This is a genomic window from Asaccharospora irregularis DSM 2635 (genome assembly GCF_900129815.1).
GTDB lineage: Bacteria > Bacillota > Clostridia > Peptostreptococcales > Peptostreptococcaceae > Asaccharospora > Asaccharospora irregularis.
This window is the reverse complement of sequence record NZ_FQWX01000049.1, coordinates 1-12,344: the sequence shown is the minus strand read 5'-3', so window position 1 is coordinate 12,344 and position 12,344 is coordinate 1. Positions and strand designations below refer to the sequence as shown.

At 32.1% G+C, this 12,344-nt stretch carries 12 protein-coding genes; all 12 read right to left on the bottom strand.

The window, feature by feature from the left end; genetic code table 11:
- Positions 1 to 143 precede the first annotated feature (143 nt).
- Positions 144 to 1,970 (bottom strand): glutamine--fructose-6-phosphate transaminase (isomerizing), encoded by a 1,827-nt coding sequence (glmS, locus tag BUB34_RS12010; RefSeq protein WP_073127614.1) that lies wholly within the window; start codon positions 1,968 to 1,970, stop codon positions 144 to 146.
- Positions 1,971 to 2,296: 326 nt separating this feature from the next.
- Positions 2,297 to 3,643, bottom strand: a complete 1,347-nt coding sequence (gene glmM, locus BUB34_RS12005; RefSeq protein WP_073127612.1) for a phosphoglucosamine mutase — start codon at positions 3,641 to 3,643, stop codon at positions 2,297 to 2,299.
- A 320-nt stretch (positions 3,644 to 3,963) separates the two neighbouring features.
- Entirely contained in the window at positions 3,964 to 4,506 is a 543-nt protein-coding gene (locus tag BUB34_RS12000; RefSeq protein ID WP_073127610.1) for a 2-oxoacid:acceptor oxidoreductase family protein, read from the bottom strand.
- Position 4,507: 1 nt separating this feature from the next.
- A complete protein-coding gene (locus tag BUB34_RS11995) occupies positions 4,508 to 5,263 on the bottom strand; it encodes a thiamine pyrophosphate-dependent enzyme (RefSeq protein WP_073127608.1) in 756 nt (251 codons plus the stop codon).
- Positions 5,263 to 6,342 carry a 3-methyl-2-oxobutanoate dehydrogenase subunit VorB gene (locus tag BUB34_RS11990; protein WP_073127606.1) on the bottom strand — a complete coding sequence of 360 codons (1,080 nt, stop codon included), beginning with the start codon at positions 6,340 to 6,342 and terminating at the stop codon, positions 5,263 to 5,265. The genes BUB34_RS11995 and BUB34_RS11990 overlap by 1 nt, the downstream gene beginning before the upstream one ends.
- Positions 6,343 to 6,391: 49 nt before the next feature.
- On the bottom strand, positions 6,392 to 6,607 hold the full coding sequence (locus BUB34_RS11985) for a 4Fe-4S dicluster domain-containing protein (RefSeq protein ID WP_073127604.1): 216 nt from the start codon (positions 6,605 to 6,607) through the stop codon (positions 6,392 to 6,394).
- A 43-nt stretch (positions 6,608 to 6,650) separates the two neighbouring features.
- Positions 6,651 to 7,331 (bottom strand): ATP-binding protein, encoded by a 681-nt coding sequence (locus BUB34_RS11980; RefSeq protein ID WP_073127603.1) that lies wholly within the window; start codon positions 7,329 to 7,331, stop codon positions 6,651 to 6,653.
- Complete coding sequence (gene buk, locus BUB34_RS11975; RefSeq protein ID WP_073127601.1) at positions 7,321 to 8,400, bottom strand: butyrate kinase; 1,080 nt, start codon at positions 8,398 to 8,400, stop codon at positions 7,321 to 7,323. Before buk ends, BUB34_RS11980 begins: the two co-directional genes overlap by 11 nt.
- A 22-nt stretch (positions 8,401 to 8,422) precedes the next feature.
- Positions 8,423 to 9,325, bottom strand: coding sequence for a phosphate butyryltransferase (gene ptb / locus BUB34_RS11970; protein ID WP_073127599.1), 903 nt, complete (start codon positions 9,323 to 9,325; stop codon positions 8,423 to 8,425).
- A gap of 501 nt (positions 9,326 to 9,826) precedes the next feature.
- Positions 9,827 to 11,011, bottom strand: a complete 1,185-nt coding sequence (locus BUB34_RS11965) for a CdaR family protein (protein ID WP_073127597.1) — start codon at positions 11,009 to 11,011, stop codon at positions 9,827 to 9,829.
- The gene (gene cdaA, locus BUB34_RS11960; protein ID WP_143153388.1) at positions 11,008 to 11,847 is read right to left on the bottom strand and encodes a diadenylate cyclase CdaA; all 840 of its coding nucleotides are present in this window, start codon (positions 11,845 to 11,847) and stop codon (positions 11,008 to 11,010) included. Before cdaA ends, BUB34_RS11965 begins: the two co-directional genes overlap by 4 nt.
- Before the next feature lie 257 nt (positions 11,848 to 12,104).
- Positions 12,105 to 12,344: transposase (locus BUB34_RS11955; protein ID WP_143153387.1), on the bottom strand; the 240-nt coding region annotated here is incomplete at its 5' end.

Sequence of the window (12,344 nt, the reverse complement as noted above, 5' to 3'; positions counted from 1 at the left end):
AAAATAATAGCGCTGATAGTAATTAGTCCATTTTTGTCTAACGACAATTATGGATTTTTTATTACCATCAACGCTAAATATTATACAGCCAAATAAAATCTATTCCTCGGAGATAACCCTCTTTATATCAAATATAAATATTTCTATTCAACTGTTACTGATTTAGCTAAGTTTCTTGGCTTATCTACATCACAGCCTCTTAATTTTGAAACATGGTACGCTAATAACTGCATAGGTATAACAGCTAATATTGGTGATAAGATATCATCTGAATTTGGTATATAAATTACCTTATCTGATGCCTTCTCAACAGTAGTATTATGGTTTTGTGCTATAGCTATTACATAAGCTCCTCTAGCCCTTACTTCTTCCATGTTAGATACCATTTTTTCAAATAGCGCCTCTTGAGTCGCTATAGCTATTACAGGTGTTCCTTCTTCTATTAAAGCTATTGTACCGTGCTTTAACTCTCCAGCTGCAAATGCTTCTGAATGTATATAAGATATTTCTTTTAGTTTTAATGAACCTTCCATCGCTAGGTTATAATCTACTCCTCTTCCTAGATAGAATGCGTCCTCTTTTCCTGAAACTGTTTTAGCAAGTTCTTTTATGTGTTCTTCATTACTTAATACTTCTTCTATCTTGTCAGGTAATTCTTTCATTTTAGCTATCATTTCTTTGTAGAACTCTTCAGTTATAGTTCCTTTTTTGATAGCGAAGTCTAAAGCTACCATGTATAGAGAAATTATTTGAGTTGTATATGCTTTAGTTGATGCAACTGCTATTTCTGGCCCAGCCCAAGTATAGAATACATCATCTGACTCTCTAGCTATAGAAGAACCTACAACGTTAGTTATAGATAGTATTCTAGCTCCCTTAGCTTTTGAATCTCTTAGTGCTGCTAATGTATCTGCAGTTTCACCTGATTGGCTAACTAGTATAAGCAGTGTATTTTCATCTACAAATGGATCTGAGTATCTAAACTCTGATGCTATATCACATATTACTGGTACTTTAACAAATTTCTCTATAGCATATTTACCAAGTAATCCTGCATTGTAAGCTGTTCCACAGGCTACTATATATACTTTATTAATTCCATCTAAATCTTCCTTAGATATGTTTATACTGTCTAATTTTATATTTCCTTGGTCGTCTAATCTTCTTTCTAATGTCTCTTTTATTCCTTTTGGTTGTTCATGTATTTCTTTCTCCATAAAGTGATCATATCCACCTTTAGATGCAGCTTCTACATCCCAAGTAACATGGTATATCTCCTTGTCTACAACATTTCTATTTGAATCATAGATAGTCATATTCTCGTCTTTCATATGAACAACTTCACCGTTTTCTAGTAAATATACATCTCTAGTGTATTTTAATAGAGCTGGTATATCTGATGCTACGAAGTTTTCACCTTTTCCTATTCCTGCTACTAGTGGACTGTCTTTTCTAACGGCTACTAATTCGTTTTTACTGTCTTTGCATACAACTCCTAGTGCATATGCCCCTCTTAGTCTTCCTATAGTCTTATATACAGCGTCTAGTAGGTTTCCTTCATAGTATTTATCTACTAAGTGAGCTATTACTTCTGTATCTGTTTGAGATATTAACTTAACTCCTTCAGCTTCTAGCTCTTCTTTTAATTCCATATAGTTTTCTATTATTCCATTGTGAACAACAGCTATTGTCTTATCCTGATTGTAATGAGGATGTGAATTCACATCAGACGGCTCACCATGAGTTGCCCATCTTGTATGACCTATTCCTAGTCCTCCATCAATTTTGTTTTCTTTTAGATCGTCTGCAAGAACAGAAAGTCTTCCTTTAAACTTTCTTATCTCTAACTCCTCAGAATTATGAATGGCAACACCTGCCGAGTCATATCCTCTGTACTCCATTTTAGAAAGTCCGTCTACTATAACTTCTGCAGCCTTTCTATTTCCTAAATATCCAACTATTCCACACATATTTGTGTCCTCCTAAAAATATTATTTTTTTATATTTTTTAGAGTTAGGTCATATAAGTTTACTCAAACTCCTCTTTGTCCATAAGATCACTCCTATGATTTGAAGAAGTTCTTCGGTGGTAAACGCACCGCAGAGCATCCGCCGATAATTCGATTAACTCTGTCCTCGTCAACTTAGTTACAATATTACTTAATTACTGTTTGTCATTAACCAAGTTCTGGCGCTTAGAAAGTGAATACTAATATAAATATTAGCATTTCACTCCTATTACTATTTTCTTAGTTTTAGGAAATTATATACCTATTTTTAGTATTCACTTTTTAACTTACGATAGTTTATCTTCTATAAGTTTAGCTAAGTTTGTTGCTAATTCTTTTATTTGACCTTTCTCTTTACCCTCTAACATAACTCTTACTAATGGTTCTGTTCCTGATGGTCTTATTAAAACTCTTCCACAACCATCCAATATAGATTCTATTCTCTCTATTTCTGATTTTATTTCTGGGTATTCCATGTATCTATTTTTATTTTCATTCTTTATTCTAGCATTTACTAATACTTGTGGATATTCAACCATAACTGATGCAAGTTCAGATAAAGTTTTTCTTTCTTCTAGTACTATTTTTGCAAGAACTAGTGAGCTTAGAACTCCATCACCTGTTGTATTATAGTCTAGGAATATCATATGCCCTGATTGCTCTCCTCCTAGATTATATCCACTTTTTATCATTTCTTCTAGAACATATCTATCTCCTACAGCTGTAGTCTCAAGATTTATCCCATGTTGTTGTGCTGCTATTCTAAGTCCTATATTGCTCATAACTGTAACTACTAATGTATCTTTAGCCAATTTTTTTTCTTTTTTCAAGTATATTGCACTTAAAATCATTATATGATCGCCATCAACAATTTGACCTTTTTCATTTACAGCTATTAATCTATCTGCATCTCCATCATACGCAAGTCCCAAATCGGCATGATGCTTTAATACAGCCTCTTGTAAACTTTGAGTATGTGTGGATCCACATTTATCATTTATATTGATTCCATCTGGATTACTATTTATTGTTATAACACTAGCTCCTAGTTCGTCAAATACTATTGGTGCAACTTCATATGATGCTCCATTTGCACAGTCTAAAACAACTTTTAATCCTTTAAAATCTACATCTATTATACTCTTTAAGTACTCTATATAATCCCTTTGTGGATCTCCTTGTTTTATCACTCTACCTAATTTTGATCCAATTGGGTGATATTCTATTTTATCTATATCTTCTATATATTCCTCTATTTTTAATTCTACTTCATCTGCTAACTTATATCCATCTTTATTAAAAAACTTTATTCCATTGTATTCAAATGGATTGTGCGATGCAGATATAACTACTCCACAATCAGCCCCGTATTCTTTAATTAAATATGCAACTGCCGGTGTAGGTATTACTCCGACTGTAATAACATCACACCCAACAGACATAAGCCCTGATATTAAAGATGACTCTAGCATATCTCCAGATATTCTAGTATCTTTACCTACCACAACTTTTACTCTATGGTCTCCTTGAGCTAGGACATATCCTCCAGCTCTACCTAGTTTGTACGCTATATCACATGTTAGTTCAGTGTTAGCTACTCCTCTTACTCCATCTGTACCAAAATATTTCCTCATGAAAAATCTCCTTTCATAATCGAAGCATCCGTTAAGTATAATATATTCTTATCTATAATAGGGTGTTCTATTATTTTGCATAAAAAAAACAATTTATTTTATCAGTCATCGCTAAATCAAATGTCAACTAATTTACTACAAACCTTCAAAAACAAACTTATTGTCTAAAAGTATAATTTAAATTTACAAAATATTATTATATTTTAACACTTTAGTCATAAAAATATAATAATACTTATGAACTAAAAAGACAATAGAATAATTCTATTGTCTTTTTTTTGACACTTTTTAGTTATATCTTATCATTTATTTCTATTTACTTATTTTACCGCGTCCATACCTTTTTGTAAAGCTTCTCTATTTAATGGTACAAACTTTTCTTTTCTAGGTCCAAATACCTTTTTAAATGCCTCTAAAACTGATTCTAAATCTACTGTTTCAGATACTTTTAGGTAAGCTCCTAACATTATCATATTTGCAACTTTAGGGTTTCCTAATTCTATAGCAAGGTCATTTGCTGGTATATAATATGCATCAACATCATCTCTTGAAACTTTTGCATCTATTAGTGAACTATTTACCAATACTTTTCCCCCTGGAACAACATCCTTTTGGAATTTTTCAAAAGCTGGTAAGTTCATTAATATAGCAGCAGTTGCATCATCTGTTATAAGTGGAGAACCAACTGGATCACTAGATACAGTTACAGCACAGTTTGCTGTCCCCCCACGCATTTCTGGTCCATATGATGGTAACCAAGAAACTTCTTTACCTTCTAACATTCCTGCATAAGTAAGTAATTGTCCCATAGACATAACACCTTGGCCACCGAAACCTGCACATATTACTCTAGCTGTAGACATATTACTTCACCTCCCCATTAAGATCGACATCTTTAAAGTTACCTAATGGATAATATGGCATCATATTATCTCTTAACCATTGTAAGGCATCTTTAGGAGATAATCCCCAGTTAGTTGGGCAAGTAGATAGAACTTCTACTATACCAAATCCTATTCCTGCTCTTTGAACTTCAAAAGCTTTTCTTATAGCTTTTTTAGCTTTTCTAACATTAGCAGGAGTATCAACTGTAACTCTCTCTACAAATACTGCACCAGTTAATGTAGCTAACATTTCGCTTACTCTTATTGGGTAACCTTGTGTTTCAGCATTTCTTCCTTCTTGAGCTGTAGTAGCTTTTTGTCCAACTAGAGTAGTTGGAGCCATTTGACCACCTGTCATACCGTAAGTAGTGTTGTTTACGAATATAGTAGTTATTTTTTCTCCTCTAGCCGCTGCGTGAACTATTTCAGCTGCACCTATTGAAGCTAAGTCTCCATCACCTTGGTAAGTAAATACTACTTTATCAGGATGAACTCTTTTTACACCTGTAGCAACTGCTGGTGCTCTACCATGAGCTGCTTCTTGTGTGTCACAGTTAAAATATTTATATCCTAAAACTGAGCATCCAACTGGAACTATACCTATAGTATCTCCAATTACACCCATTTCTTCTAAAACCTCACCTACAAGTCTATGTATTATACCGTGAGTACATCCAGGACAGTAGTGAGTTTGAGCATCAGTTAAAGCTTGAGTTTTCTTAAATACAACAGACATTATCTAGCACCTCCTGTAGCTAATTCTTGTTCTAATATTTCTTTAGCTTTTTTAGCTATTTCAGCTGGAGAAGGTGTCATTCCTCCAGGTCTTCCATAGAAATGAACAGGTACTCTTCCTTCAACTGATAATTTAACATCTTCTACCATTTGTCCTAAACTCATTTCTACAGTTAATAAAGCTTTAGCATTAGGTATTTGATTAAATGCTTCAGTTGGGAAAGGCCATAATGTTTTAGGTCTTATAAGTCCAACTTTTATTCCTTCCGCTCTTAATAAATCTATTGAACTTTTTACTATTCTTGAAGTAGTTCCATATGCTACGAATACTAAGTCAGCATCTTCTGTTTGATACATTTCATATTGAACTTCATTAGCTTCTATAGCTTTGAATTTTTTATCTAATTTCCAACAATGTTCTTCTAATTTTTCTGGTTCTAAGTATAGAGAGTTTATTACGTTAGGTTGTCTTTCTCCTTTAGTTCCAACTGTTGCCCAATCTTTAGGAGCTAATTCTCTTTTTTTAGCTGGAGCTTTAAATTCTACTGGCTCCATCATTTGACCTATCATACCGTCTGCAAGTACCATAGTTGGTGTTCTATAGTAATCTGCTATATCAAAGGCTTCCATTATCATATCAACAGCTTCTTGTACTGTAGCTGGAGCGAATACTGGAGTTCTATAGTCCCCATTTCCCCCTCCTCTTGTTGACATAAAGTAGTCAGCTTGAGATGGTTGTATAGTTCCTAGTCCTGGGCCACCTCTCATTACGTTAAGTATAACGCATGGTACTTCTGCTCCTGCAGCATAAGTTATACCTTCTTGCTTTAACGCAATCCCTGGAGAAGATGAAGATGTCATTACTCTTGCCCCTGCTCCTCCTGCTCCATAAACCATGTTTATTGCAGAAACTTCTGATTCAGATTGAACAAACGCTCCACCTATCTTAGGTAATTCTCTAGATAAGTATTCTGGTAATTCACTTTGTGGAGTTATTGGGTAACCGAAGAAGTATTTACAACCTGCTTCTATAGCTGCTTTTCCAAATGCTTCGTTACCTTTCATAAGTATCTTAGCCATTAAAAATCCCCCTTATTAATTATTAATTATTAATTAATTATTGTTTTAATTAGTCTCTTTCTACTGTTATTACTACATCTGGGCACATAGTTGCACAACTTGCACATCCTATACACTTTTCTTCTTCAACAATTACAGCTGGGTTATAACCCTTGTTGTTGATTTTGTCTTTGTCTATTGCCAAAATATTTACTGGACATGCTTCTATACATAATCCACAACCTTTACAACGGTCTTCATTAAAAGATACTCTTCCTTTAGCCATTTGTATAAGCCTCCTTAAAACCTTCTATATATTTGAGCCCAAACTACATCATCCAAGTTTCTCTCATATAAAGACTTATTGGGAATATTTCGCCCTCTAAATCTTTTGGTAACTCTTCAACTAAATGTTCTAAACAAGCTACATACTTTATAGGTATGTTTAATTCTTTAGAAACCTCTCTAACAACTTCTTGTCCTCTTAAAACATCTTCTACTGTAGTAGATTTTAAAAGGTGAGTGTTATTTATTAGCCCTGTTACCTTTAATTTAGAAGCCTTTTCTATTGCCTTTATATATTCGATAACTTCTTGTGAAGTTTGAGTTTTCTCCCTATTTGCATTTACTACACAAAACATATCATAGTCATTTTCTTCTATTAAATCACTAAATCTACCCATTACTCGTGCACCTACATTGTCTCCACCTAAATCTACAACATAGTTATAAGATTTATCATTCATCGGAGTCATTACTTGTGCTGATATTGCTGGTACATCTAAGTTTGGTGCGTGAATAGAACTATCTATAGGTATTATATCTAAAGACTTAAGTAATTCTTTCTTCTCTCTTGTTCTGAAATATACATTAACTACATCTAAATCGGAAAGTGCAACCTTACCTGTTACTAATTTTCTTAACTTAGTAACATAATTTATAGCAAATTCACTTTTACCACTTCCATAATGCCCTGTTATAATTCTTATTCTTTTATCATTATTTATCATAAACTTGAGCCTCTTCTTCTCCATTTAGGACTCTAAGTCCTCCTTGAGCTAAAGCTATCATTTCGTCTTCTCCTGGATAAATTTTAACATCTGCTATAAACTTCACTCTGTCCTCTATCATAGCTGTAAAACCTTTTGAGTACGCTATTCCTCCAGTTAAAAGGATAGCATCAACTTTTCCTTTAAGAACTGCTGCACATGATCCTATTTCTTTAGATACTTGATAAGCCATAGCCTCATATACTAATTTAGCTTTTTCGTCTCCGTTTTCTATTCTTCCTTCAACTTCTCTAGCATCATTAGTATTTAAGTATCCTACTAGTCCACCATTTCCTTTTATTCTTTTCTTTATTTCGTCTTGTGTGTATTTACCACTGAAACACATTTTAACTAAATCTCCTACTGGTAAACCACCACTTCTTTCTGGTGAAAATGGTCCTTCACCATCTAATGCATTGGCTACGTCTACTACATTTCCCATTTCATGTGCTCCAACTGATATTCCTCCACCCATGTGGGCTACTATAAGGTTACATTCTTTGTACTCCTTATTTGATTCTTTAGCATATCTTCTTGCTATAGCCTTTTGGTTTAATGCGTGGAATATACTTGCTCTATTTATCTCAGGTATACCTGATATTCTAGCTATTTCATTCATTTCATCTACAACAACAGGGTCTACTATATATGAAGGAATATTTACTTCATTTCCTATTTCTTTAGCAATTATTCCTCCTAGGTTTGAAGCATGCTCTCCTAAAACTCCTACTTTTAAATCTGCTATCATAGCTTCATTTACTTCATAAGTTCCACCTTTTATAGGTTTTAAAAGTCCACCTCTACCTACTACAGCATCTAAATCAGATATTTTAACTCCAGCTTCCTCTAATACTTCTTCAATAACTGCTTTACGGAACTCAAACTGATCTGATACTCTTTCATATTTTCCTATTTCCTCTGAAGAGTGTCTTAAAGTTTTTTCGAAAACTAAATCTTCATTATCGAATACTGCTATTTTAGTCGATGTCGACCCAGGATTTATTGTTAATATTTTAAATACTTTACTCATATTGTCTACCCCCTATAATATATTAAGCCTTAGCTGCCATTAGTACACCTAATGCTATTGAGTTAAGCTTTGTTTCTTCGTTATCAGCTCTAGAAGTTAGTATAACTGGTGCTTTAGCACCTACTATAACCCCTGCATTTTTAGTTTTAGAGAAAAATACTAAAGATTTATATAGTATATTTCCAGCTTCTATGTCTGGAGCTAATAATATATCTGCTTTTCCTGCAACTGGATGATCTATACCTTTGTGTTTAGCCGCTTCTAAAGATACTGCATTATCTAGTGCAAAAGGTCCTCCTACTAAACAACCTTTTATTTCGCCTCTTTCACACATTTCTTCTAGTTCTTTAGCTTCAACTGTGTCCTTCATTTTAGGGTTTACCTTTTCCTTTGCACATATTGCCGCTACTTTTGGTGTTTCTATATCTAGTGCATGAGCTACCACACAAGAATTTTCTATGATTTGTTTTTTAGTGTTTAAGTCTGGAGCTAAGTTCATAGCTGCATCAGTTATGAAAAATAGTCTATCATAACCTTCTACATCAAAAACCGCAACATGGCTTAGTACATTTCCAGTTCTTAATCCAACTTCTTTATTTAGAACAGCTTTTAGAATTATTGACGTGTCTACTAACCCCTTCATAACCATATCGGCTTTCTTTTGAGAAACTAGTTCAACCGCTTTTAGTGATGCTTCTGATAAGTCCTTTATATCTACTAATTCATAATTGTTTAAATCTATACCTAAATCTTTTGCTATTTCTCTAGTTTTTTCTATATCACCTATTAAAATAGCGTTTGCTATTTCTTCTTTTCTAGCCATCTCAACTGCCATAAGTACTTCTCTGTCTTGGCAGCAAGCTACAGATATAGTTTTTGGTCCTCTCTCTCTTGCAAATTTAATTACTTCTTGGAAATTCCTCATAATAACACCTCTTCTTAGATATTTTTAAATCGATATTCCTATTTCCTGATTGAATTGTATCTTTAATTAAATTATACTTTCAATTTAATATATAACGCAAGAATTTGTATATTTCTTTATAATTTTACAATGATTTTACAAAAAATTATACTACTTAGATCTGCTGATTAAATTTCTATTCTCCGCACATTTACTTAAAAAGCTTGAATTTAATTATATTTAAGAAAGGTTTTCATATATAAATAATCATAACTTTTAAAAATGTATTCTCTTGGGAAAGCTTTTCCTTTATATAAATAACGTTTTCCTTATTTATCATGATTTTTTTCTTTCATTTTGTCATAAAATTAAATAAAATAAATCTCTTTTCACTCTTATAATATAACTAAAATAAATAAGATGCAACAAAAACATAAAATTAACAAAGTCAATTTTATTTAAATTCTTGTTACATCTTTTTTAGAGAATCTTCAAAATATTCATTCATTTTATTTATTTAATTTATTTCATTTCAAGTACACTAGGTTCTATCGTTACTTTATCAAACTTATGTCTAGTATCATACTTTATTTCGTATTCGTTGTTTACTAGTTTTTTGTCGCTTAAATCAATATATAGAACTATATCTGATTTCAGTACATTACTAAGATCCTCAGCATCTTCTATTCTAACTTTTACTGTTGAACTAGAATCCATATCGGCTGTTTGAGCATTATCTGTATCATTTCTTATCTCTATGTCTTCATAACTATAATTGAATTCAATACTATTTTTTGCAGTGGATTTTAGTTTTATTGTTATATATTTATCACCCGCCAAAATTCCCTCTGGAATGACTAAAATTGCATCTTTAGGAGATGACGCATTAATATCTTTTAAGTTTACCGGTTTAGTCTCAATAGATTCTATTGTATCTAATATTTCCTTCTTACCTTTAATAAGTACAGAGTTTTTACTAAACTCATAGTCTTCAGGATTGTAATCAACTTCTTCTGTATTACTAAAATTTACCTTTATAGGAACATTTTTTTGTGTTAATAGTGTAGCCTCTACATTTATATATGCTCTACTCATCTCTACATTATCAACTTTGTTCCCGTCTTTATCTATTGCCTCAAGTTTTACTTTTTGAGAGAAACTATCTTTCTTCTCATCTACATTTAATACTCCAACTACACCTGAAACTTGTTTTACCAAACTTCTAGGACCTGAAATTTCAACAGTATCTTTACTTAATTTTGTAACCTGTATATTATCTTTTAACCTACCCTCAACTGTTACATTTATATCTCTTAACTCCTCAATTTTCTTCTCTAGATTTACTATCTCTATATCATTTTTAAATTCATGACTAACTCTTTCAGATATATTAGCTCTCAAGTAAATTTTATTGTTTCCCTCTATAGGATCATTTATATGCCCAGAAATATGGATTCTATCCTTCTTTACCTTTTGTATATTTGACAGTTTGCCTGTTATTTTTATATCCGTTGTCAATTCAGTCTCTGGATAAATAACAAGATCATTCTCCTTTAGTTCACTCATATTACTTATTGATATTGGAACGTCTTCTATTACTCTAGTTTCTTCAGGGTCTACCACTGCCATTACATACATCCATAATGCTATTGCACTCAAAAATGATATTAACTTTATTCTGGTATTATTCTTTAATTTATTTATCATCTAAATATACCACCTTTGAAAAAACTTTTTTGCTCTACATTAGTTCTTAAGTTATTGCGTAATATATTGGTCATTCTCTCCTTAGAAACATCTCTATATAATTTACCTGCTTTAGCTATAGAAACGCCTCCAGTTTCTTCTGAAACAATTAATGTTATGCAGTCTGAAGCCTCACTTACACCTATACCAGCTCTATGTCTAGTTCCTAGATCCTTGCTTAAGTCTTTGCTCTCTGTTAATGGTAAAAAGCATGCAGCTGCTTTTAACTTAGATTCACTAATTATAACTGCCCCATCATGAAGAGGCGTATTTGGTATAAATATATTTATAAGCAACTGTCTTGATATCTCTGAATCCAATATCGTCCCTGTATTTATTATATCATTTAATTTAATTTCTCTTTCCATCACCACAAGCGCACCTATTCTTTGTCTAGACAATGAATATAAGGCTTCTACAATTTCCTCTATCATTTCACTAAGCTCTTCACCTGATGTATTTGCACCTTTACCAAAAAATTTAAAGTTAGCCTGACCTATACGTTCAAGCCCCATTCTAAGTTCTGGTTGAAAAATTATTATTCCTGCTATAAACCCTAACTCTAAAGCGTTTACTAATAGCCAGTATAGTGTATGTAATTTAAATGTTTTGCTAAGTTCAGTAGCTACTAGTAAAATTATTATTCCTTTCAAAACTTGCTCTGCCCTAGTATTCTTTATAAACATAAATATCTTATAAAAAATATAGGCTACTATAGTTATATCAATTAAATCGTATATACTCATTCTAAATACTATATCAAAAAAACCATTAAAAAAAGAATTTGTATCCAACACAGTTCTATCCTCCTGCTTGATAGCCTCTTAATTATTTACACTATGTATTATACTATATTAGGCTTACTATATACAAACTATTTGCCTTTTGTTTAATATTTGTAAATATATCACCTTAGCTATATTTTAATTAAATAAACTGTTAAATTTAATATTTTCGTTAAATTTAACGGCTCTTTGTCAAATAACGTTGATGAAGTCAATATTTAATTTTTAAAGGCAGCATCTAATACAGTTTTCATGTATAGATGCTGTTTTTAAATTACTTGTATTTTTTCTCTTAGTAATACTCTTAATCTTAAATTTTTAAAACTTCTAAATCCAAAGGATACTCTTTTGAGTACTTTAATGGTATTATTCTTACCCTCAACTCTAGCATTTGTATATTTTGTAATTAGTGCATTTAATACGTACTGTTTTTTATCCTTCAAAGATTTAAGGCTTGTTCTAAAGCATGAAGGACAGTCTTTTAAATCCTTTGATAGCATTTCTGAAAT